Here is a 23632-nt window from a genome sequence, read left to right as displayed (position 1 = left end):
TGGCGATGAATACGCAGCGTCTTCTCACCGCACTCGCGCTCACCGGCGGCCTGGCGCTGGGCGTCTCCTGGTCCATGAACGGACGCTGGTCCGTTCAGGCCGAGGTCGCCTCGGCCACGGCAGACGGTGCCCGAGCTCCGCTTTATTACCGCGATCCGAGCGGCGCGCCGCTTTGGTCGGCCGGTCCAAAGAAGGACGGCCGCGGGCGGGACTATCTGCCGGTCTACGATGACGATCAGACGGCTGCAGCGGCAACGAAACCACCGCAGGCGGCTTCACCGCGAAAAATCCTCTACTACCGCAATCCCATGGGGCTGCCCGACACCTCGCCGGTGCCGAAGAAGGATTCGATGGGGATGAACTATATCCCCGTTTACGAAGGCGACGACGTCGATGATGGGACGGTGAAGCTGTCGCCTGGCAAGATCCAGCGCAGCGGCGTGAAATCCGAGCCGGTCGCGCGGCGATCGATCCGGGTCCTGGTGAAGGCGCCCGGCACGATCCAACTGGACGAGCGCCGCGTCTCCGTGATCGCGATGCGCGCCGAAAGCTTCGTGCAGAAGGTCGCGGACGTCACCACCGGCACGCGCGTGAAGGCGGGCCAGCCGCTGATGGAGATCTACAGCTCGGCGGTCGCGTCCGCGGCGGCCGAATATCTCGCGACGATCACCTCCAAGACGGTCGGCGGCGTTGAGATGTACGGCCGCGGCTCGCGGCAACGGCTGGTCAATCTCGACGTCCCCGAGCAGGCCATCGCCGAGATGGAGAGGACGCGCGTCGCGCCCGTCACCATCCATTGGTCGGCGCCGCGCGACGGGATCGTGCTCGAGCGCAATGCGATCGAAGGCATGCGCGCCAATCCCGGCGACGTGCTGTTCCGCATCGCCGACATTTCGCTCGTCTGGGCGCTGGTCGACGTCGCCGAGCGCGATCTCGGCAGCATCGCGGTGGGGCAGTCCGTCGCGGTGCGCGCGCGAAGCTTTCCCGGCCGGGCGTTCACCGGCAAGATCGCCGTGATCTATCCGCAGGTGAACCGCGAAACCCGGACCGTTCGCGTCCGCATCGAGCTCGCCAATCCCGACGCGGCGCTGCTGCCGGACATGTATGTCGATGCCGACATCGATACGGCCGACGGCGCGCCCGTGCTGGCGATACAGGATAGCGCGGTGCTCGACACCGGCACGCGCCAGGCCGTCCTCGTCGACAAGGGGGAAGGCCGCTTCGAGCCGCGGGAGGTGAAGCTCGGCCGGCGCGGCGGCGGCTACATCGAGGTACGGGACGGCCTTGCGGACGGCGAGGCCGTGGTCACATCCGCCAATTTCCTGATCGACGCGGAAAGCAATTTGAAGGCCGCGCTCAAAGGCTTCGCCGAGGCTGCGCCTCAGGCTTCCGACGCGGGCCGTGCGATGGGAGAGCACAAATGATCGCCCGCATCATCGCCTGGTCGGCGCGCAACCTGCTGCTGGTGCTGTTCGGCAGCGGCTTTGCGGCCGCCGCCGGCGTCTACGCACTGCTTCACCTGCCGCTGGATGCGATCCCGGACCTGTCGGACACGCAGGTCATCGTCTACACCGAATATCCCGGCCAGGCGCCGCAGGTGATCGAGGACCAGGTCACCTATCCCCTGACGACGGCGATGCTGACCGTGCCGAAATCGAAGGTGGTGCGCGGCTTCTCCTTCTTCGGCGTGTCGTTCGTCTATGTGATCTTCGAGGACGGCACCGACATCTATTGGGCGCGATCGCGCGTCATGGAGTTCCTGAACGGCGCGTCGTCCAGGCTTCCCGCCGGCGTCTCCCCGACCATCGGGCCCGATGCGACCGGTGTCGGCTGGGTCTATCAGTACGCCGTTATGTCGAGGGAATTGAACCTCGCCGACACGCGCACGATCCAGGACTGGAATCTGAAATTCGCGCTGGCCAAGGCCGAAGGCGTCGCCGAGGTCGCCAGCATCGGCGGGTTCGTCAAGCAATACAACGTGATTCTCGATCCGCAGCGGATGCGCGATCGCGGCATCAGCATGCAGACGATCCGGGAGGCGATCCGCGCCAGCAACGCCGACGTCGGCGGCCGCACGGTCGAGCTGTCGGAGTTCGAATACGTCATTCGCGGCAAGGGCTACATCAAGAGCATCAACGATCTCGGCAACATCGTCCTGAAGATGAGCAACGGCACGCCGGTGCTGCTCCGGGACGTCGCCAATGTCGAGCTCGGACCCGACGAGCGCAGGGGCATCGCCGAGCTGAACGGCGAGGGCGAGGTCGCAAGCGGCATCGTGCTGCAGCGCTTCGGCGTCAACGCCCTCGACGTGATCGAGAACGTCAAAAAGCGCTTCAAGGAGATCGCGAGCAGCCTGCCGAAGTCGGTCGAGATCGTCCCGGTCTACGACCGCTCGGGCTTGATCTATGCGGCGATCGATACGCTCAAGCACACGCTGCTCGAGGAGAGCGTCGTCGTTGCGCTCGTCTGCGTCGTGTTCCTGCTCCATGTCCGCAGCGCGCTGGTCGCGATCCTGATGCTGCCAGTCGGTGTGCTGATGGCGTTCGGCGCCATGAAGCTGCTGGGACTGGGGTCGAACATCATGAGCCTGGGGGGCATCGCCATTGCGATCGGCGCCATGGTGGATGCCGCGATCGTCATGATCGAGAACGCCCACAAGCACCTGGAGCGCGCCAAGCCCGATCAGTCGCGCGTCCAGATCCTGATCGATGCGGCGTTCGAAGTCGGCCCCGCGCTGTTCTTCAGCCTGCTGATCATCACTGTCTCGTTCATGCCGATCTTCACGCTGGAATCGCAGGAAGGACGCCTGTTCAGCCCGCTGGCGTTCACGAAAACCTTTTCGATGGCTGCTGCGGCCCTGCTGTCCGTCACTCTGGTGCCGGCACTGATGGTGATCTTCGTCCGCGGCAGAATCGTGCCGGAGCACAGGAATGTCATCAACCGCTTCCTGATCTGGATCTACCGGCCGGTCATTCAGGGCGTGCTGCGCGCCAAGACGCTGGTGATCCTGGCCTCGCTCGTCGTGCTCGCCGTCACGATCTGGCCGGCCCGGCAGCTCGGCACCGAGTTCATGCCGACGCTGAACGAGGGCACGCTGCTCTACATGCCGACGACGTTGCCCGGCATCTCGGTCACCAAGGCGGCCGAGTTGATGCAGACGCAGGACCGCATCATCAAGTCGTTCCCGGAGGTCGCCTCGGTCTACGGCAAGGCGGGACGAGCGGCGACCGCGACCGATCCGGCGCCGACCGAGATGTTCGAGACGGTGGTCAACCTGAAGCCGAAGGAGCAGTGGCGCCCCGGCGTCACCGTCGACAGTCTCATCGCGGAGATGGACAAGGCGCTGCAGTTTCCGGGCGTCTCCAACGCCTGGACCATGCCGATCAAGGCGCGCATCGACATGCTCTCCACCGGCATCCGCACGCCTGTCGGCGTCAAGGTGATGGGCACCGACCTCGTCGAGATCGACCGGCTGGCAAGGCAGGTCGAACGGGTGATCAGGACCGTCCCGGGCACGTCCTCGGCCTACGCCGAGCGCGGCATCGGCGGCTACTATCTCGAGATCGTCCCGGACCGCGAGGCGCTCGCCCGCTATGGCATCCTGATCCAGGACGTTCAGGACACCATCGCGGCCGCGCTCGGTGGTCAGACGGTCACGACGACGGTGGAGGGCCGGCAGCGGTTCACCGTGAACATGCGCTATCCGCGCGACCTGCGCGACAATCCCAAGGCGATCGCCGGCGATATCCTGGTGCCGATGCCGGCGGGCGGCGCCGTGCCGCTCGGCGAGGTCGCCAAGGTCGAGCCGGCGCGGGGGCCGACGTCGATCCGGACGGAGAACGGCCAGCTCGCGACCTACATCTACGTCGACATCCGCGATCGCGACATCGGCAGCTACGTCGCCGATGCGCAACGCGCTGTGGCGGAGAGCGTCCAGTTTCCCGCCGGCACCTATGTAGTCTGGAGCGGCCAGTACGAATATCTCCAGCGCGCCGCGGCGCGCCTGAAGATCGTGGTGCCCCTGACGCTGACGATCATCTTCCTGCTGCTGTACCTCAACTTCAGGGCCCTGACCGAGAGCTTCATCGTCATGCTCTCGCTGCCGTTCGCGCTGGTCGGCGGCATCTGGATGATGTGGTGGCTCGGCTTCAACCTGTCGGTCGCCGTCGCGGTCGGCTTCATCGCGCTCGCCGGTGTCGCCGCCGAGACCGGCGTCGTGATGCTGATCTACCTCGAACATGCCCTTGAGGAGATCAAGGCGAAGCGCAGCGCGGCCGGCCAGGTTCTCACGCCTCAGGATCTGCACGAAGCCATCATGGAAGGCGCCGTCGAGCGAGTCCGTCCCAAGATGATGACGGTGGTCGCCATCATGGCGGGCCTGCTGCCGATCATGTGGAGCACCGGCACCGGGTCCGAGATCATGCAGCGGATTGCGGTGCCGATGATTGGTGGCATGATCTCTTCGACGCTGCTGACGCTGATCGTGATCCCGGCGATCTTCGGGCTGGTGAAAGGCTTCCGCTTGCCTCCCGAGGGCAAGGACAAAGGACAATCAACCGAAATGCCAAAGCCGATCAGTGCGAGACTGCGGGTAGTGGAGCCTGCCGAATGAAGTGAGCCATGATGCACGACATGATGGCGGAAATGTTCGGGACGATGGGGTTGATCACCGCCCTGATCATCATCGTTCTCGTATTGGGGGCGGCGGCGCTGATCAAATATCTCTTCAAGGGAGATTGAAGATGCATCGCTTCTATCTGATCGGATTGGCTGCCGTCCTGGCGTCCTCGCCGGCTCTCGCGCAACAGGAGGCTGCGGCACGCGGCCAGCGGGGTTTCCGGGCCTGCATGCCGTGTCATTCGCTGGAGCCAGACCGCAACATGACTGGCCCGAGCCTCGCAGGACTGTGGGGCCGAAAGGCCGGAAGCCTGGAAAGTTTCGAACGCTATTCCGATGCCCTCAAGTCGTCTGGAATCATTTGGGACGAACGTTCGCTCGATGCCTGGATCACGGAGCCAGATCGCATGGTGCCAGGCAACGAAATGCCCTTTGATGGTATCAAGGACGATCGCGCTCGCGGCGATCTACTTGCGTTTTTGAAGCAGGCCACCAAGCCGGGCGCTCATCCGCAGTCTGGTATGGAAGGTCGAATGGGAGGGATGATGGGCGGAATGATGGGTGGCGGGCGCGATCCCAATTTGAAAAGCCTGGAGACGGCCATGCAAGTGAAAGCCATCACCTATTGTCACGACACCTATCGCATTACGACCGCGGACGGCAAGACGCGCGCCTTCTGGGAGCGTAATCTGCGCATGAAGACGGATTCCGGCAAAGATGGTCCACAAAGTAACGCACCGGCCCTGGTACCCGCTGGCATGATGGGCGACCGTGCGGACGTGATCTTTGCCGCACCTGAAGAGATCAGCAGGACCATTGAGCGGCGGTGCTAGGAGATGCGCGCATGGGCTTCTACAACGATGTCATCCTTCCACGGCTTTGCGACCTTGCGATGCGCAACAAGGAACTTGCGCCCTACCGGCAACGCGCGATCCGTGCGGCTCAGGGCCGGGTGCTCGAGATCGGCATCGGGTCCGGCCGCAACCTGCCGTTCTACGGAGCTACGGTGAAGCAGGTTGTGGGGCTTGAACCCGGTCCGAAGCTTCTCGAGATGGCGCGGAGCGCTCCCCATCCGGACACTCCGGTTGACCTTGTCGAAGCTTCGGCCGAGGCAATTCCGATCGAGGACCGCAGCATCGACACGGTGGTGACGACCTGGACCATGTGCAGCATTCCCGACGTCGATCGCGCCATGACAGAGGTGCGGCGTGTGCTTAAACCGGGAGGGAAGCTGGTCTTCGTCGAGCATGGCCGCGCGCCCGAACCGCGCGTGCGCTGGTGGCAGGATCGCCTGACGCCCGTGTGGATGCGCATCTCGGGCGGTTGTCATCTCAATCGGGACATTGCTGACGTCTTGACCCGGAGCGGCTTTCGCATCGACGAGATGCGCACCGGATATATGAATGGCCTGAAGCCCATGACCTTCATGTACGAGGGCCAAGCGAGCCCTCGTTGAGGCCTGTGGCGCTTCGACTTGAGATACAACGATGAAACGAAAGGAGGCCGAAGATGAAGCAACGCGCAGATTTAATGACCCGCCGCTCGCTCGTAGGGCTGATGGCCGCAGCAGTTCTTGACGGGCCTGCCGTCGCGGCGCAGGCCGAAGAAGCCACCATCACGGTGCACAAGGATCCGAGCTGCGGCTGCTGCGCCGGTTGGGTGCAGCATCTCCGAGACGCAGGATTTGCCGTCGAAGTGGAGGAGACCGCCGATCTCGATACGATCCGGACGCGTCTGGGCATCCCCTCGGACTTGGTCGCGTGTCACACGGCAGAGGTCGCCGGCTATCTCGTCGAGGGGCACGTGCCGGCTGCGGCGGTGCGACGCCTCCTCTCGGAGCGTCCCATTGCGAAAGGGCTCGCGGTGCCGGGCATGCCGATCGGATCGCCAGGGATGGAAGGCGGCGAGCCGCAGCCTTACACGGTCGTGCTGTTCGGTGCCGATGGTCAAAGACCATTCATGCGCTTTATCGGCTCGCAGGCGATCGGTTGAGAACCCTGCGCGCCGCGACGAGCCTTGCCTATCCCTGCATGACGGCAAAAGAGCCGGCGTCATCCTCCGCCGCTAAGGTTGCGGAGGAAAGCGGTCGAATGCCGGCAATTCGTGCGCACGCTCCATCCAGCGCAACCGCTCGGCGACCTGGATCTGCATCGTTGCAGGCACGGCCTCGGGATCGTCGTAGGTCGCGCTCTGGACGTCGATGATCCCGGGCATCATGTTGGCATTGACGTAGAACAGGCCGGTACCGCAGTCGCCGCAAAAGTGCCGCCGGACATGTTCCGAAGACCGGTACACCTTCGGCTCGCCCTTGGTCACCTTGATGGCATCCTCCGCATACATCGTCCAGCCGACGACCGGGGCGCCGGCGTGGAGCCGGCAATCGCGGCAATGGCACAGCGCGTGCACCATTGCTTCGCCTTTGACCTCATAACGGATTGCGCCGCAGTGACAGCCGCCGGTGATGGTGCTCATGCGTACCTCCGATTGAAGATGGCTTCGCCGCTCGATAGCCCTCGAGACGCGCCGCTTCAACGCCGCAATCGATTTGCGATTGCGTCCTACTGTCGCGTGACAGCTCCTGCCATGGAAGCCGCTCTGACCGCGGGGAAATGCACCGGCGTCGCAGTTCCGCGCGCCCGAGCTTGAATGAGCCTCGATGTCACGGCTGCGTTTCGGCCAATGCCGGTCAGCATACGATTTCGCGCACGGAGCCTGACAGGCGTACTTCCCTAACGCTCCTATTGACTCGTATCGCGAATGGGCAAATCCTTCCAACAACGCAATTGCCATCGCCAATTTCAGCACTGCGAACTTCGGCGCCCTCGGCGTTTATCGGCGCCATCTGACGAAAATCTTTCTGAACAGAAACGGAGGGGCCCATGCGCGCGCTCGCCTTGAGAACCGTCTCTCTTCTCGCCCTCGCTACCCTGGTCTCGATCTCCGCCACGCCTGCGGCAGGCGCGGAGGACGGGACCGACGAGCAGTTTGGCAAGGTTCACTTCCAGACCTCCTGCAACGAGGTGGCACAGCGCCGCTTCGACCGCGGGATGCGCTATCAGCATTCGTTCTGGTACCGGCCCGCGAAGGAGATTTTCGAGGAGACGTTGCAGGCCGATCCCGACTGCGCGATCGCCTATTGGGGCATTGCCCTGAGCCTGCTGTACAATCCGCATTTTCCCGCGCCGAAGGAAAACCTCACCGAGGGCCTCGCCGCCCTGCAGAAGGCCAAGGCACTCGGCGCCAAGAGCGAACGCGAACGGGACTATATCGACGCGCTGCTGGCCTTCTATTCGGGCGACGAAAAGACGACGTTTGGCCAGCGCGCGCAGGCCTATCTCAAGGCAACCGAAGCCGTCGCCGCGCGTTATCCCGATGATGACGAGGCCCAGATCGCCTACGCCATCACGCTGAATGTCACGGCGTCACCAAACGACAAGACCTATGCCAACCAGCTCAAGGGCGCTGCCATCTTGGAGCCGATCTTCAAGCGGCAGCCGCGGCACCCCGGCGTCGCGCATTACCTGATCCACCTCTACGATTATCCGCCGATCGCAGCGCAAGGTCTCGACGCCGCGAAGCGCTATTCCGAGATCGCGCCGGCGGCGCCGCACGCTTTGCATATGCCCTCGCACATCTTCACGCGCGTCGGCTACTGGAACGAATCCATCGAGGCCAACAGCCGTTCCGCTAGGGCTGCCAAGGAGGGCAAGGATCCCAGCGAGCAGCTGCATGCCGACGACTATATGGTCTACGCCTTGCTCCAGCTTGCGCAGGACGGCCGAGCTCGCGACGTCATCGCGGACATGGTTGCGACCACGGGCTATGCGCCTTCCGTCCGCGCCGGTCCCTACGCGATAGCGGCCAGCCAGGCGCGCTATATGGTCGAGCGCGGCGATTGGCAGGGCGCTGCCGCGCTGAAGGTCGAGCCGAGCCGGTTTGCCTATGTCGATGCGATCACCCATTTCGCCCGCGCCCTTGGCGCCGCGCGCTCCGGCAATGCAGACGCCGCAACGGCTGACATCGCCAAGCTGGCGGAGCTGCGCGACAAGCTGCGGCAGGACAAGGATGCCTATTGGGCCGAGATCGTCGACATTCAGCGGCAGGTCGCCGCCGCCTGGCAGCTCAATGCCCAGGGAAAACAGGCGGACGCGTTGGAAGCGATGCGCCTTGCCGCCGATGCCGAAGACAAGACCGAAAAATCCATCGTGACGCCGGGACCGCTTGCCCCGGCACGTGAGCTTTACGGGACCATGCTGCTCGAGCGCGGCATGGCGACGGAGGCATTGGCAGCGTTCGAAAGCACCATGCGCAAGGAACCGAACCGCTTTGGCGCGACGATCGGCGCCGCCCACGCCGCCGAGAAAGCGGGTGACGCGGTGAAGGCGCGCCAATACTACGGGAAAGTCGTCGACATGGCGAGCAATGGCGACTCCTCGCGGGAGGACCTCGCGGCCGCACGAAAGTTCATGGCTCAGAATTAGCAAAATGGCTCAGAATTAGCAAAAGGGTCGCGGCGGCTTCGATGCGCCTGACAAGCAAATTTATTGCGATCAGCGCAGCCACCGCGCTGCTCTGCGCAGCCGCTGTCTGGATATTGCGATCCGGTGAATCGGCACGCGCAACGGCGGAGTCCGGCGAGGTCCGCCCGGTGTGGACGGAAACCGACTGGCCTTTCGGCGCAGATCCCTGGGGGAAAGGAAAGGCGTTCCGCTGCAAGGCCGAGGATTGCGGCGGCGAGGTCCAGCTCTACGTTCGCGCCAAGCTCGGCTTCTGCAATTGCGCCACCGGCATCGCCGACGATGGCGACCTCGATCAAATGGGCGACCTGGCGCTGATCGGCAAGGCAACGCCGATCGGTGCCGGCCGAGAGATCATCGTCGGTCCGATGCGCGGCCGCAGCCGGGCCTATCGCGTCGAGGGACATCGCAACGCCGCGCTCTCACTCGCCTTCAATCAGCGCTGCGACATGGTGGCCGCGACGGCTCTGGTTGGACCGGGCGCGCCCGCGTCACTGGAGCCGGCGGTGCTGGCGTTCCTCAATAGCGACCGCATGTTGAAATGGGCCGAGATCGCGCTTGGGTTATGACTCGAAGCAATTCGGCTTCCGCCATTTCCAGAACCATAGGACCTTCCTACCCTTCGCCACGGATAAGCGAGTGCGCCACTATTGTGTGCAGATCGGGAACTTCCCCCCAATTCCAGGCATTTCCTGCACTCCCTCTCTCGGGCTCCAGTAATGAAAACGACATTCGTCGGGGATTCCCGCAGCCTCGAACTGCTGATCAACGCGATTGTCGATTACGCCATCTTCATGCTCGACACCGACGGTCTGGTCAGGACCTGGAACAAGGGAGCTGAGCGTCTTAAGGGGTATGCTCCCGACGAGATTATCGGAAAGCATTTTTCGATCTTTTACACGCCGGAAGATCGGGAAATAGGTTTGCCAAAGAGAGCGCTGGCGACGGCCGCGGAGACGGGTCGCTTCGCGTCCGAGGGCTGGCGTGTCCGAAAAGATGGCAGGCGCTTTTGGGCGCTCGTCGTCCTCGATGCAATTCGCGACGAGGAGGGCAGGCTGATCGGATTCGCGAAGGTAACGCGCGACATTACCGAGCGGCAGCAGGCCCACAACGATCTCCTGGAAAGTGAAAGGCGATATCGTCGGCTTGTCGAGGCTGTCGTTGATTACGCGATTTTCCAGCTCGATCCTTCCGGCCATGTGGCGACCTGGAATGCCGGGGCCGAGCGCATCAAAGGCTATAGGCCGGATGAAATCATCGGCCGACATTTCAGCGCGTTCTACACGCCTGAGGATATCAAAAAAGGTGTGCCGACAAAGGCCCTGGCGGAGGCATCCGAAAAAGGGCGGTTCGAAGCTGAAGGCTGGCGCATGCGCAAGGACGGCACGCGCTTTTGGGCCTCTGTGGTCATCGATCGGATTACTGACGAGAGCGGCGCGATCATCGGCTTTGCGAAAGTCACGCGTGATCTCACCGAGCGAAAGCAGGCACAAGACGAGCTTCAGCGCGTCCAGGAACAGCTTGTTGCATCCCAAAAGCTCGAGGCGGTCGGACAGCTCAGCGGCGGCATTGCTCATGATTTCAACAATCTTCTGATGATTGTTCTGGGAAATCTCGAGAATGCAGAACGGGCCAGCCGCAACATAGCAGGGCCGAACCTTCATCGCGCGCTGGCGAACGCGAAGCGCGGCGCTCAACGGGCCGCGGCGCTGACAAGTCGGTTGCTCGCCTTTTCTCGCCGCCAGGCTCTCGATCCCAAGCCAATCCACCTCAACGGCTTCCTGAGTGGCCTGCAGGAGTTCCTTCAGCGCACGCTAGGCGAACGCATCGAAGTGCAGACGGTCGGCGGCGCTGGCCTCTGGCAGATCGAAGCGGATGTAAACCATCTGGAATCGACGATCGTCAATCTGGCGATCAATGCCCGTGATGCGATGCCGAACGGGGGAAAGCTGACCATCGAGGCGGCGAATGTCTCCGCCGACGAAAACTATTCTCGTGCCAACCCGGAGCTCGCGGCCGGCCAATATGTCGTCATCAGCGTCAGTGACACCGGCTCCGGCATGACTCCGGAGGTTCTAGATCATGCATTCGAGCCGTTCTTCACGACGAAGGAGCCGGGGCAGGGGACTGGACTCGGTCTCAGTCAGGTCTATGGCTTCGTCAAACAGTCCGGGGGACATGTGAAGATCTACAGCGAGGTGGGAGAAGGTACCAGCATCAAGATGTATTTCCCCCGCTACTTCGGCGATGAGCGGCCCGCTTCGGACGATGTTGATGAGTTCATCTCCGAAGGCGCTTCTGTGGAGACCATTCTCGTGGTTGAAGACGATGCCGATCTCAGGGCCTACGTTTCGGATGTGTTGCGAGACCTCAACTATCGTGTCTTGTCTGCCGGGAGCGCGCAGGTCGCCTTGACCACCCTGCTGCAGGAAGGCCAGCAGGTTGATCTACTTCTGACCGATGTGGTCATGCCCGGCATAAACGGCCGCGAGCTGGGACGGCGCGCGCAACAGATCAGGCCGCATCTCAGGATTCTCTACATGACGGGTTACTCCCGCAACGCAGTCGTTCACCAGGGACGGCTCGACGAGGGCGTCGATCTGATGGAAAAGCCGGTCACTCAGGCCAGGCTGGCGTTGAAGGTGCGCGAGATATTGGATCGAACCTGAAGATTGATGTGCGCCGCTCGTCCGGAGCGGTGCCTCCTGTTAGGATCGTTTTCGGCACCTCCATTGCGTTGACGTTCTGCCGTCGCAACCAAGAACGCTCCAGAGGCTCAGGGGCGCGACAAAAGAGTCCGCAATTTCTCGTTCAATTGCTCAACCGAGAACGGCTTCCCGAGCGCGGGCGCATTCCTGAACTCCTCCTCCAGGGGAGGTCCGCCATAGCCCGTGCTGAACAGGAAAGGAATCCTTCGGTCGCGCAAGATGCGAGCTACCGGGAAAACAAACTCTCCAGCCAGATTCACGTCAAGCAGCGCCAGATCGAAGGATGCCGTGGTCGCAAGTTCGCAGGCCTTTTTCACATGGGCGGCCGAAGCGACGACCGTCAATCCCAATTCCTCGAGCATGTCTTCGATCATGAGGGCTACTAACCCTTCGTCTTCGACGAGGAGAACCCTGGCACCCGACATTTCAGCCATGGGATGATGGACGCACAACGGGAAATACCATGCTGCAGCGCGTGCCCTCCGGCTCGAAGACCAAGTCGAACTCCCCGGCAAGGTCGTGTTCTACGCAACGTTCCATGAGTCGTGTGCCGAATCCCCGGCGCTTGGGCGGCGCAACCGGTGGGCCCCCGTGTTCGCGCCATTCGCATGCGAGCGTGCTCTGCGATCGCTCGCCCTCGGCGATCCTCCAGGTGAGCGACACGGATCCATGCGGCTTGGAGAGTGCCCCATATTTCGCGGCATTGGTCAAAAGCTCATTGAGCACCATGGTGACACTCAGCGCCGTGCGCGCGTCCAGATTGACGTGCGGCCCGCCTGTCACGACCCGTCCGCCTGACACCGGTGCGACGATGTCGTGGACCAGCTTTTCGAAAGGGGCGTCTTGCCAGTTTCGCGTCGTGAGCAGGTCATGCGCACGGGCAAGCGCCAGCAGCCTTCCCGTGAACGTCGGCACAAACTCATCCAGGTCGGCAGCATGGCGAGCGGTCTGGCTCGCGAGGGACTGCACCGTGGCGAGCGTGTTTTTCACACGGTGGTTCAGCTCGTCGATGAGGACCTTCTGGGCATTCTCGGCCTGCTTGCGCTCGCTGATGTCGACGAGCATGTTGATGGCGCCGACCAGGTTTCCCGCCGCGTCACGCAGCGGCGTCGGATAGGGGATAAACGGCACACGTCTGCCGTCCGGACGCTCGGCCACCGCTTCGGCACCGCGGACTGGGCGGTTTTCGCGTAGCGCGACGGCCATCGGACATTCATTGTGCGGCAGAGGCGAGCCGTCGGGCCAATAGAGTTTCCAAGTTACGCACCATTCATCGCCCGGTTGCGGCGTTCTGCCCGCCATCTCGACCGCGGCGCGATTGAAGAAATTTATGCGTCCCTCGGCATCGGTCGTATAGATCGCGGCGGGCAATGCCTCGAGGAGATCGCGCATGCGCTGCTCCCCTTCGCGCAGACGATCCTCCAGCTGTTTGGTGGCAGTGACATCCTGGGCGACGCGCACGCCATAAAGAAAGTGACCTTCCGAATCGCGCACCGACGAGCTGAAAATATCCAGATGTCGCACGGACCCGTCGGGCCGCAATACGCGCTTGCGGGTGGTGTAGTTCGCGATCTCGCCGCGCACCTGCTGCGCGTACAGGTCGGCATCGTTCGCCCGGTCATCGGCATCGGTGTAGTCGAAGAAAGTCATTCCGAGCAGCTCGTCGCGCGAGCGTCCCGTGATGCGGCAGAGGGAATCATTCACCCGCAAGAAGCGCCCGTTCGCATCGACTTCGGAGATGCCTACGCTGGCCGCTTCATATGTGGCAGCCAGCCGGGCTTCACTGGCTCGCTGCGCCTCTTCAGCAGCACGCAATTCTGACACGTCGATAGTAAAGCAGCGCGTATTGACGAATTTGCCGTCTTCGATGCGGCTGTTCGATGTAATCAGCACATGCTTCACGGACCCGTCACGGGCCCGCAGGCGCGCAGGATAACGATCGAGCGGCTCGCCGCATGAAAGGCGTTGAAGGATATCGCCGATGACCGGAGCGTCGGCGTGAAACTCGGCGACGTGGCGGCCGATATACTCCTCGGGTTTGTACCCGAGGATGTCCAATTCGGCTTTGTTGGCGCGAAGGATAATGCCCTCGCCGCTGACGATGTGAAGACCCACCGCGCCGTTATCGAAAAAGTCCTCCAGGTCCTGCGTTTTCCGGCGGACTTCCTCCTCGATCTGCTTGCGTCCCGTGATGTCCTGGAAGCAATTGATGGCGCCCTGGATCCGCCCGGAGTGGTCGCGCAGCGCTCGGATGTTGACCAAGGCTGTGAAGCGAGAGCCGTCCGGTCGAGCCATGATGACTTCGGCATTGCGTGTAGGCGTTCCCTCCAGAACCGCCATGGCCATGGGACAGTCGCTGTGGGCGAGCGGAGTTCCATCGAGCAGGTACAGCTGGTGCGAACCGCAGAAGCGCTCCTTCTTGGCAGGGTCAGGTGTCCGGCCCCACAATCCCACGGCCTCGGTATTGTATGCGACGAGCAGTCCTTCCGCATCGCAGAGGTAGACCGCCCCAGGGATGGCGTCGAGTGCGGCGTGACCCGCCGCGACGAGCGCCTCGAACTCCGTCGGCTGACGGCGACCGGGAAGCGGAAATTCTTCGACATTGGACATAAACTAACTCTCGTGCAAAAGGGGCGAAGGCCTCACGCGAGCCCGTCTTTTAGAAAAGGGGATATTGGCAGGCCGCCGTTGGCCCGCCGAACAGGTCCTAACGTCCCGGATGGCAATTGGTTCCGACTCGCCTAATTGGTGGGCAGATTGGCGCGCGTGCAAAGCGAAGCGGACGTCTGCGCCTTTGTGAGTAGACGCCATACAGCGTTTGATCCGCTGCTGTTCGAGCACCGCCCCTGCAGTCGCGTCCGAGTGAGGTGCCCTCGCAACCTCCGCTCCCAAATGAAAACACCCGCGACGGACTGCTCCGCGCGGGTGTGACGAACTCTCGATGGTGCCAGTATGCCCCTGTTTTGCCCGACGAGTCAAAGCTGCGCACGCGTCCGTCCGGTAGCTTCATCATCGCCGACCAAAGAGCGTAATGATTTCAATGCCCCCGCTACTGTGCATGGGGTTGTTTTCGCAGTTTTTGCTTTGCGCCGCCGATATGGCCGCGCTCAACGCCGGCCGCGCGGTGTCTCGGCCTTCGCCGGCGGCTCGGTCTGCGGCGCGCAGGTCGCAGCCTGAAGCGTTGCCTGCGCCTGCTGCATCAGGCCGGGCTCGGGGGCGAGCGCCTTCATCAGGATCAGGCCGGTGGTGCTGGGAGAGTCGATGATGAGGCGGTCGGCCGCGGTGACCTCTTCGTCCTCGGGCAGCTCGTTGTGCTGCGCTTCCGTCATCAGGTCGAGCTCGATCACCTTCTTGCCCGCCGAGCGGTCGTTGATGGCGTAGTAGGCGATCTCGTTGCGGGTGTAGAACGACACCGAGGTGTAGGCCTGGCTCACCGGCACGGTGAGCTTGATCGGTCCGCCCGAGAGGTCATAGCGGCAGATCGCCAGCGCAAAGGCCGGGTCCATGAACGGCATCGGCGAATTGTTGGGGTCGGCAAGGGGAAGCTGGGTGACGGCGTTCACCTTCGTCATCGGCGTCAACCGCGAATAGGCATCCTGCGTCGCGATCCGCGGCAGCGCCAGCACGCTGACGAGGTGGACCACGAGGCCCAGCACCACGCCGGCAATGACGGTGAATGCGAGCCGGATCATGAGCAGCCCACCGTGGTGATGCTCGGCATCGGCGCATCGCGCTGGGTGCGCGTCGCAACGCCAACCGGCGTATCGTAGAGGCGCAGCATAAGTGCGTAGCGCTCGATGCCGCCGGTCGGCAGCCAGTTGCCGGCGCGCGAGCGCGAGGCGATGCGGATCTCGAACGAGCCGTCGGACGACCGCACGATCTCCTGGCTGGTGAAGCCGTAGCGGGCAAGCGAGTTGGCGACGAGATGGCCCTTGCGGTCGTACAGCGTCAGCGTCCAGAACCGCGCCGGCGGCGTCACGCCGGAGACGACGACGTCGCAGCGGCCGTCGAGCGCCTTCTTCTTGTCGTCGGTAGTGGCGGTGAAGGCGACACCATCGCCGGTGCCGATCGGCAGCTCGCCGTTGCGCACGATAGTGGCGCGCGAATAGGGGTCGACGTCGGCGGTGCCGGTGCGCGGCCGCGCGGTCCAGGCGCCGATGGTCAGCGCGCCAATCTCGGTGCCGCGCGTCGTCGTCATCCAGGTCGCACCCAAGCCGACCACCGTCGCGAGGAGAAGCGCCGTCAATGTGATCAGGATCAGCCGCACTTGTTTCGATCAGTTCTTCCGCGGGGCGGAGACGTTGGCGTTCTCTTCCGCATAGTTCTGCGGGAAGGCGAGCGCGCTCGTCGACGAGGCCGGCTTGGCCGGTTTGCTGTCATTTGCCGTCGATTTGTTCGCAGTCTTGGCCGCATCATCCAGCAGCTTCTCGACGCGCACAAGGATGTCGGCGCCGCGCTTGGTCAGCACCGGCGGCGGGCCGGGCTTGGTCTCCAGCACCTTCGGCGCCGCATTGGCCTGCGCGTTGCTCACGTGTTGCGGCGGTAGCTTCTGGCCCATGCCGATGCCGGGGATCTCCCGGACCTCGACGCCCTGATGCGCCGCGACCATGATGTCGTGCCAGGTCTGCGCCGGCAGCGAGCCGCCGGTCATGCGGTTGGTCGGCGAATAGTCGTCGTTGCCGTACCACACCGCGCAGGTGAAATTGCCGGTGTAGCCGACGAACCAGGCGTCGCGATACGCATTGGTGGTGCCGGTCTTGCCCGCGGTCGGAATGCCGTCGAGGGCGGCGCGGCGCGCGGTGCCTTCGCTGACGACATGGCTCATCATGCCCGCCATGTCGGCGGCGATGTTCGGCGGAATGGCCTGCTTCGGCTTCGGCCCATCGCGATCCCAGCGCCAGACCAGGTCGCCGGCGCCGGTGCGAACCTCCAACACCGCATGCGGCGTCACCGCCTTGCCGCGGTTCGGGAAGGTCGCGTAGGCGACGGCATGCTCGAGCACGGTAACTTCGTCCGAGCCGATCGGCAGCGACGGCGTGTCGGGCAACGGCGCCTTGATGCCGAAGCGGCGCGCGACCTCGACGATCTTGGCGCGGCCGACCTTGGCCGGGTTCGGCGCCTTCGGCTGCTCCCGCCGGCCGATCTCGATCGACAGCTTCACCGGCACGACATTGATCGAGCGCGTGATCGCCTGCGTCAGCGTCACCGAGCCGGAATAGGAATGGCCATAGTTCTGCGGACACCAATTGCCGATGCAGACCGGGCCGTCGACCACGACCGAGTTTGGCGTGTAACCGTTGAGCAGGGCGGTGGTGTAGACGTAGGGCTTGAACGAGGAGCCGGGCTGGCGATAGGCGTCGGTGGCGCGGTTGAACTGGCTGGCGCCATAGTCGCGGCCGCCGACCATGGCGCGGATGCCGCCGTCGAGATCGGCGACGACGGTCGCCGCTTGCGTTGCGTGATAATCGCGGCCGAACTGGCGCAGCTGGTTCTCGATCGCGTCTTCGGCGGCCTTCTGCACGTTGGTGTCGATCGCGGTGCGGACCACGAAGACGCGCTCGGTGTAGGACTTAGGGAAGGTGTCGACCAGCTTGCGCATCTCGTCGAAGGCATAGTCGAGATAATAGTTCGGCGATGCCTCGTCGCGGCGGTCGACGGCGAAGGCCGGGTTGCGGCGGGCGCCGAACACCTGGCCCTCGGTCATGAAGCCGGCATCGACGAGGTTGTCGAGCACGACGTTGGCGCGGGCGCGGGCGGCGGGCAGGTTGATGTGGGGGGCGTACTTCGTCGGCGCCTTGAACAGGCCGGCGAGCATCGCCGCTTCCGCCAGCGTCACGTCGCGCGCCGACTTGTTGAAGTAGAAGTGGGCTGCGCCGTCGACGCCGAAGGTGCCGCCGCCCATATAAGCGCGGTCGAGATAGAGCTTGAGGATCTCGTTCTTGGTCAGGCGCCATTCCAGCCAGATCGCGAGGAAGGCCTCGTTGACCTTGCGCTCGATGGTGCGCTCGTTACTCAGGAACAGGTTCTTGGCGAGCTGCTGGGTGATCGAGGAGCCGCCCTGGCGCACGCCCCCGGCCTGGGCGTTGGTGACGAGCGCGCGCGCGGTGCCGGCGATGTCGATGCCGAAATGCTCGTAGAAGCGGCGATCCTCGGTCGCCAGCGTCGCCTTGATCAGCACGTCAGGGAAATCTTCCAGCGGAATGGAGTCGTTGTGCTTGATGCCGCGGCTGCCGATCGGGTTGCCGTAGCGGTCGAGGAACGTCACCGCGAGATCGGACTTCTTCAGCCAGTCCTCGTCCGCGGTCTCGCGGAAGGCGGGGATGGCGAGGGTGAGCATCACGACCAGGCCGCCGAGCCCGAGCGTCGCGGCCTCCGACAGCGGCTCGATGAATACCCAGCGCTTCCAGCGCCCGACATAGAACCGGTCCATGAAGGTCGAGTAGCGCTCGTAGAGCTCGCGGATGCCCTTGGCCGAGGAGAACAGCGAGGAGTCGATGCGCGCATCGAGGTCGAGGAAGAAATTCCGGACCCTCTGCTTCCAATGCGGTGGTATAATCTGGCGCACCTAGAACCCTTGAGGCTTGCTTCGAAAGCGTTCAAGCACCCGGCCGGGGCGGCATCGAGACGTCTTGGGGGCGTGTTGCGGCAAACCCAAGGCGCCCGGCCAGCATCCGAGGGACTTGCTGTTCCTTCTAGCCGAGCGGGGCCCATAAACCAATGGTCACGCTCGGGATTTTGAACAACAGGCCTAATTGACCACGGGCCTCAAAGGGGCCTCGCTTGCACCCTTGCGGCCGCCCGCCCTAGATGGCGTTGCCGTAGCTCTTTCGAATTGTTGTTGAGGCGCATGACCGCAGCTCCCAAACGACCTTCCGGCCAGGAAGGATTCTTCTGGAAAACCAAGACGTTGGAAGAGATGTCTGGGGACGAATGGGAGAGCCTGTGCGACGGCTGCGGCCGCTGCTGCCTGAACAAGCTCGAGGACGAGGACACCGGGCATATCTATTTCACCCATATCGGCTGCAAGCTGCTCGATGGTGCCAGCTGCGCCTGCAAGGACTATCCGAATCGTTCCGACAAGGTTCCGGATTGCGTCCGCCTGACCCCAGCCAATGTCCGCACCCTGAACTGGCTGCCGCCGAGCTGCGGCTACAGGCTCGTCGCCGAGGGGCGCGACCTCTATTGGTGGCATCCGCTGGTTTCGGGCGATCCCAACACCGTGCATGAGGCCGGCGTCTCCGTGCGTGGCCGGGTGGAGGGCAGCGAGGAAGAGGTCCCGGACGAGGAGCTCGAGGACCACATCGTGCAATGGCCGGCCGTGCTGCCGAAACGAGCCCGCCTGAAGCGACGTCCGAAGGACTGATGCGCCGCGCGATCGGATCACGTCTTCGGGATGGCCCCGGGGCGGGATGCACCCATGCGCCGCGGTGCCTGCCTAGGAAAAGCTTTGCTGTCTAAATTGGGCTGCATAGAACGAATCCTTCGCGGCGTTGCGCCGCCACATGACGTCCGATCGAGATGAACAAGTTCGAACGGCAGAGCGCTGCCGACGTCCAGACGTTGCCTGACGACATCGCCGAAGAGCTGTCGCGCCTTCCCAGCGAGGTGTTGAGCGTCGATGACGCGCCGTCCATCGCGCCGCCGGTGCCGCTGTCACAGGACGAGGTTCGCACCATCGTCATCAGCCTGATGCTGACGATGTTCCTGGCAGCGCTGGACCAGACCATCGTGGCGACTGCGCTGCCGACCATCGGACGCCAATTCCAGGACGTTTCCAATCTCTCCTGGGTGATCACCGCCTATCTGCTCGCCTCGACCGCGGTCGCGCCGGTGTTCGGCACGCTTAGCGACATCTACGGCCGCCGCGTGATGATCATCATCTCGCTCAGCCTGTTCGTCGCGGGCTCGGTGCTGTGCGCGATCGCGCCGAACATGCCGATGCTGATCCTGGCGCGCGGGCTTCAGGGCCTCGGCGGCGGCGGCATCATGCCAGTGGTGCAGACCGTGATCTCCGACGTCGTCAGCCCGCGCGAACGCGGGCAGTACCAGGCCTATTTCTCCAGCGTCTGGATGGTCGGCGGTATCCTTGGCCCGGTCATCGGCGGCGTCTTCGCCGAGCACCTGCACTGGTCGATGATTTTCTGGATCAACCTGCCGCTTGCGGCCGCCGCGCTCGCACTGCTGCTGCCCAAGATGAGCAAGATCCCGGTGTTCCACCGCAAGCGCAAGGTCGACTGGCTCGGCGGCGTTCTGCTGATGGCTGCCGCCGTCGTCTTCATGCTGGTGCTGACCTGGGGCGGTACCCGCTATGCCTGGCTGTCGCCGACCGTGCTGGCGATGGTGGGCGGCGCCGTCGCGCTCGCGATGACCTTCGTGTGGCATGCCCGGCGGGCCGACGAGCCGTTCCTGCCACTGCCGTTGCTGACAGGATCGGTGGCGCCTTTCGCGCTGACGGCCGGCGGCTGCGGGTTGGGGGCGATCACCGGCCTCACCGTGCAGCTGCCGCTCTATTACGAGCAGGTCTATCATCTCACCGCCAGCGAGGCGGGCCTTGCGCTGATCCCGCTCGCGGCGGTCTCGACCTGCGGCGCGGCGATTGCCGGCCGCACCATGGCGCGGGCCAAGCACTACAAGCGTGTCGCCATCGCCGGCACGTCCTGGGCTGCGCTATGCGGATTCGGGCTCACGGTCACCACCTTGCCGCTCTGGGGCCTGCTGTTGCTGATGGCCGCGTTCGCGCTCGGGCTCGGCACGACCTTCCCGGTGTGCGTGGTCTCGCTGCAGAACTCGGTCGCGCGTCCGCAAGTCGGCACCATTACCGGTGCGATGAACTTCTTCCGCTCGCTGATGTCCTCGTTCACAGTCGCCGCGTTCGCAGCGATCCTGCTCATCGCACTCGGCACCGACATCCCGCTCGCCGGCGAGCATCACGCCGCGGGCGCCGTCGCGATACCCGCCGACGACATGCGGCACGCCTTCCGCTACGTGTTCGGTGCCGCCACCGCGCTGATGACCACCGCCGCGCTGTGCCTGATCGCGATGGAGGAGCGGCCGCTGGCCGGACCCTCGGCCCAGCAACCCGTCGAGATGGCCGAGTAAGGCTCAGCGGGCTGCGCCCGCGAAGCTGCTCTTCCGCGGCAGCCGGATCGTGAACTCCGTGAACGCGCCGGACTCCGTCGCGACGTCGATCGTGCCGCCGTGCTGCTTCACGACGATGTCGTGGCTCATCGACAGCCCGAGCCCGGTGCCTTCGCCGGCCGGCTTGGTGGTGAAGAACGGATTGAACATCTTCTCCTTCACCTCGTCCGGAATGCCGGTGCCGTTGTCGCGGATGGTGATCTCGATCTCGTCGCCGCGATCTCGCGTCGCGGCGATCACCGTCGGCTCGTAGTCGGCGGCGCCATCGGCCTTGCGCCTGGTGACCGCGTGGAAGCCGTTCGAAATCAAGTTCAGCAGCACGCGGGTGATCTCCTGCGGAAACACTTCGGCTTGTCCCGCCGCAGGATCGAGCTCGCGCTTCAGCGTCACCTGGAATCCCGGCTTCTCGGCGCGGGCGCCGTGATAGGCGAGGTTGAGGCTCTCCTCGACCAGCGCGTTGATGTCGCTCAGCCGGTGCTCGCCGCCGCCTTCGCGCGAATGCAGCAGCATGTTCTTGACGATGGAATCGGCGCGGCGGCCGTGCTGCACGACCTTCTGCAGATTGTTCTTCAGAAGTCCCGTCAGCTCGTCGACCTCCGCGCGGAGGTCATCTGCAAGCGTGACCGGCGCGAGCACCTCGTTCAGCTCCTCGGTCAGCTCGGCGGAGAGGGATGCAAAATTGTTGATGAAGTTGAGCGGGTTCTTGATCTCATGGGCGATGCCGGCGGTGAGCTGGCCGAGGGATGCCAGCTTCTCGGTCTGGATCAGCCGGTCTTGTGCTGCGCGCAGCTCATCGAGCGATTTGGCGAGCTCGCTGGTACGGTCCTGCACCTCGTTGAACAGGCGCGTGTTCTCGACCGCGATCACGGCCTGGTCGGCAAAGGTCTTGAGCAGACTGATCGCCTTGTCGGGGAAATGGCCGGGCTCTCGCCGCGTGACGGCGATGGTGCCGATCGCAACGCCGTCGCGCAGCATCGGCACCACCAGGATGCTGCGATAACCACGTGTTCGCGCCAGCTCCTTCATGGCCTCGGTGAGATCAGGCTCGTTCTGCATGTCGCTGCGGAAGGCATATTCTCCGCTCCTCGCCACCCGGCTGTGAATGCCTGACGAAGACAGCGGCGTCGGGAAGGAGCTGAGCAGATCCGCATTGCCGGCTTCGTTGTCGGTGGTGAAGGCGGCCAGATGCAGCATGTCGTCAACGACGCGAGTGACGGTTGAGGAGTGCCCACCGATCAGCGCCTTGGCGCTGTCGGAGATCGCCTGGAACACCGGCGTGACATCTGATGGCGAGGCCGCGATCACCTTGAGGATATCGGCGGTCGCGGTCTGACGTTCCAGTGCTTCCCTCGTGGCGTTGAACAGGCTGACATTCTTGATCGCGATCACGGCCTGATCGGCGAAAGTCTGTAGTAGCCGCACGTGATGCTCGGCGAAGTTGCCGGTCGCGCGGCGCGTGGCGATGATGATGCCAATGACCTCGCCCTCGCTCATCAGCGGCGTGAACAGCATGCTGCGATAGCCTCGCGCACGCGCGATGTCGCGCGCGGCCGGCTCGAGCTCGGCGTCGGGAAGTTGCGCGGCGGCACCATTGGCCACGAGCTGGTAGGGCGGGAATTGTGCGAACGGCACTGGGAACGAGGCCTGGAGCACGCGATCGCCGGCCGGATCGGTCGGCGTGAATGCCGCAAGATGCGCGGCGCCGTCGATATAACGCAGCACCGCGGTGGAGAAGCCGCCGATCAGCCGGTTGGCATTGGTGGCGATGGCCTCGAATACCGGCTGCACGTCGGACGGGGAGGCCGCCATCACCTTCAGGATCTCCGCGGTAGCGGTCTGGCGTTCGAGCGTCTCCTTGGTCTCGTTGAACAGTCGCGCATTCTCGATCGCGATCACGGCCTGATCGGCGAAGGTCTGGAGTAGTTGCACGAGGTCGTGCGCGAATGCGCCGGGCTCGGCGCGCGTGACGCTGATCATGCCGACCGGCATGCCCCGGTTCATCAGCGGCATGAACAGCACGCTGCGGAAGCCGCGCAGCCGCGCCAGCTCCCGGTTCAGCTCCGGAACGTCGGCGGCCTCGCTGTCGGGAAACTGGATCGTCTCGCCGCCGCGCACCAGGGCAAAGGTCGGGAAGTCCGCGATCTTGCGCGGAAACGACGCCTTCAGCCCTTCATCGGCCTCCGCGTTGGTCGGCGTGAACGCCACGAGATGCAGCTCGTCGCCGATGAACTGAAGCACGGTGGCCGAGAAGCCGCCGAGCAGGCGCTTCGAGCTGGACGCGATCGCTGCGAATACCGGCCGCGCGTCGGAGGGCGAGGCCGCGATGGTACGCAGAATCTCGGCGCTGGCACTCTGGCGATCCCGCGCGATCGCAAGCTCACTGCGCAGCTGCGCATTCTCGGCCGCGGCTGATTGCAATCGGCGCTCGAGTTCCTCGATCTCGTTCGAAGGGGTCGTCATTCCTCATCCGGCTTGATGCCGCGACATGCGCGGCACCGGGCTGGATTATCACATCTTCTGCGGCTGGAGCCAGCGCTTGCGGCCGAGGCACTGAACCGAGATGAACTTGATTGGTACGACGAAGCCAGCGTCAGGGTTCACCTCTCCCCGTCGGGGAGAGGTGGACTGCGGCGCACCCGGTTCGGCTCACCA

General features: G+C 64.1%; 17 protein-coding genes. 10 read left to right on the top strand and 7 right to left on the bottom strand.

Translation table 11 applies throughout. The features are described from left to right. Nucleotides 1-5 precede the first annotated feature (5 nt). From P6U29_RS27880 to P6U29_RS27860, 5 genes are all read left to right on the top strand, one after another. The gene (locus tag P6U29_RS27880; protein ID WP_407113388.1) at nt 6-1424 is read left to right on the top strand and encodes an efflux RND transporter periplasmic adaptor subunit; all 1419 of its coding nucleotides are present in this window, start codon (nt 6-8) and stop codon (nt 1422-1424) included. Then, nucleotides 1421-4612 (top strand): efflux RND transporter permease subunit, encoded by a 3192-nt coding sequence (locus P6U29_RS27875; RefSeq protein WP_407113386.1) that lies wholly within the window; start codon nt 1421-1423, stop codon nt 4610-4612. Before P6U29_RS27880 ends, P6U29_RS27875 begins: the two co-directional genes overlap by 4 nt. Before the next feature lie 130 nt (nt 4613-4742). Continuing rightward, nucleotides 4743-5450: a c-type cytochrome gene (locus P6U29_RS27870; protein ID WP_407113385.1), complete on the top strand. Its 708-nt coding sequence runs from the start codon at nt 4743-4745 to the stop codon at nt 5448-5450. Between the two features lie 11 nt (nt 5451-5461). Continuing rightward, a complete protein-coding gene (locus P6U29_RS27865) occupies nt 5462-6073 on the top strand; it encodes a class I SAM-dependent methyltransferase (RefSeq protein WP_407113383.1) in 612 nt (203 codons plus the stop codon). Between the two features lie 53 nt (nt 6074-6126). Next, nucleotides 6127-6609 carry a DUF411 domain-containing protein gene (locus P6U29_RS27860; protein ID WP_407113381.1) on the top strand — a complete coding sequence of 161 codons (483 nt, stop codon included), beginning with the start codon at nt 6127-6129 and terminating at the stop codon, nt 6607-6609. A 72-nt stretch (nt 6610-6681) separates the two neighbouring features. Here the strand turns inward: P6U29_RS27860 and P6U29_RS27855 are convergent, their stop codons facing one another. Next, on the bottom strand, nt 6682-7089 hold the full coding sequence (locus P6U29_RS27855; RefSeq protein WP_407113379.1) for a GFA family protein: 408 nt from the start codon (nt 7087-7089) through the stop codon (nt 6682-6684). Nucleotides 7090-7496: 407 nt separating this feature from the next. Between P6U29_RS27855 and P6U29_RS27850 the strand changes: the two genes are divergently transcribed. From P6U29_RS27850 to P6U29_RS27840, 3 genes are all read left to right on the top strand, one after another. Continuing rightward, complete coding sequence (locus tag P6U29_RS27850; protein ID WP_407113377.1) at nt 7497-9098, top strand: hypothetical protein; 1602 nt, start codon at nt 7497-7499, stop codon at nt 9096-9098. A gap of 41 nt (nt 9099-9139) precedes the next feature. After that, nucleotides 9140-9703 (top strand): hypothetical protein, encoded by a 564-nt coding sequence (locus P6U29_RS27845; protein ID WP_407113375.1) that lies wholly within the window; start codon nt 9140-9142, stop codon nt 9701-9703. Between the two features lie 150 nt (nt 9704-9853). Continuing rightward, nucleotides 9854-11803: a PAS domain S-box protein gene (locus P6U29_RS27840; protein ID WP_407113373.1), complete on the top strand. Its 1950-nt coding sequence runs from the start codon at nt 9854-9856 to the stop codon at nt 11801-11803. A 107-nt stretch (nt 11804-11910) separates the two neighbouring features. On the opposite strand, the gene P6U29_RS27835 is transcribed toward P6U29_RS27840, so the two are convergent. From P6U29_RS27835 to P6U29_RS27815, 5 genes are all read right to left on the bottom strand, one after another. Continuing rightward, complete coding sequence (locus tag P6U29_RS27835) at nt 11911-12276, bottom strand: response regulator (protein ID WP_407113371.1); 366 nt, start codon at nt 12274-12276, stop codon at nt 11911-11913. Then, nucleotides 12269-14452 (bottom strand): PAS domain S-box protein, encoded by a 2184-nt coding sequence (locus P6U29_RS27830; RefSeq protein WP_407113369.1) that lies wholly within the window; start codon nt 14450-14452, stop codon nt 12269-12271. The genes P6U29_RS27835 and P6U29_RS27830 overlap by 8 nt, the downstream gene beginning before the upstream one ends. 497 nt (nt 14453-14949) lie before the next feature. After that, a complete protein-coding gene (locus P6U29_RS27825) occupies nt 14950-15534 on the bottom strand; it encodes a DUF1254 domain-containing protein (RefSeq protein WP_407113367.1) in 585 nt (194 codons plus the stop codon). Further along, the gene (locus tag P6U29_RS27820) at nt 15531-16109 is read right to left on the bottom strand and encodes a DUF1214 domain-containing protein (protein ID WP_027572045.1); all 579 of its coding nucleotides are present in this window, start codon (nt 16107-16109) and stop codon (nt 15531-15533) included. The genes P6U29_RS27825 and P6U29_RS27820 overlap by 4 nt, the downstream gene beginning before the upstream one ends. Before the next feature lie 9 nt (nt 16110-16118). Then, nucleotides 16119-18407 carry a transglycosylase domain-containing protein gene (locus P6U29_RS27815; protein WP_407113365.1) on the bottom strand — a complete coding sequence of 763 codons (2289 nt, stop codon included), beginning with the start codon at nt 18405-18407 and terminating at the stop codon, nt 16119-16121. 282 nt (nt 18408-18689) lie between these two features. On the opposite strand from P6U29_RS27815, the gene P6U29_RS27810 reads away from it, so the two are divergent. Together P6U29_RS27810 and P6U29_RS27805 are read left to right on the top strand one after the other, a co-directional pair. After that, the gene (locus P6U29_RS27810) at nt 18690-19205 is read left to right on the top strand and encodes a YcgN family cysteine cluster protein (RefSeq protein ID WP_407113363.1); all 516 of its coding nucleotides are present in this window, start codon (nt 18690-18692) and stop codon (nt 19203-19205) included. Nucleotides 19206-19360: 155 nt separating this feature from the next. Continuing rightward, nucleotides 19361-20941: an MDR family MFS transporter gene (locus P6U29_RS27805; RefSeq protein ID WP_407113362.1), complete on the top strand. Its 1581-nt coding sequence runs from the start codon at nt 19361-19363 to the stop codon at nt 20939-20941. A 3-nt stretch (nt 20942-20944) separates the two neighbouring features. Here the strand turns inward: P6U29_RS27805 and P6U29_RS27800 are convergent, their stop codons facing one another. Next, entirely contained in the window at nt 20945-23440 is a 2496-nt protein-coding gene (locus P6U29_RS27800) for a GAF domain-containing protein (protein WP_407113361.1), read from the bottom strand. Between the last annotated feature and the right edge of the window lie 192 nt (nt 23441-23632).

Origin of the sequence: Bradyrhizobium sp. LMG 9283, assembly GCF_045571415.1 — a bacterium.
In the GTDB taxonomy this organism is placed as follows: Bacteria; Pseudomonadota; Alphaproteobacteria; order Rhizobiales; family Xanthobacteraceae; genus Bradyrhizobium.
This window is presented reverse-complemented; position numbering and strand designations above follow the sequence as displayed.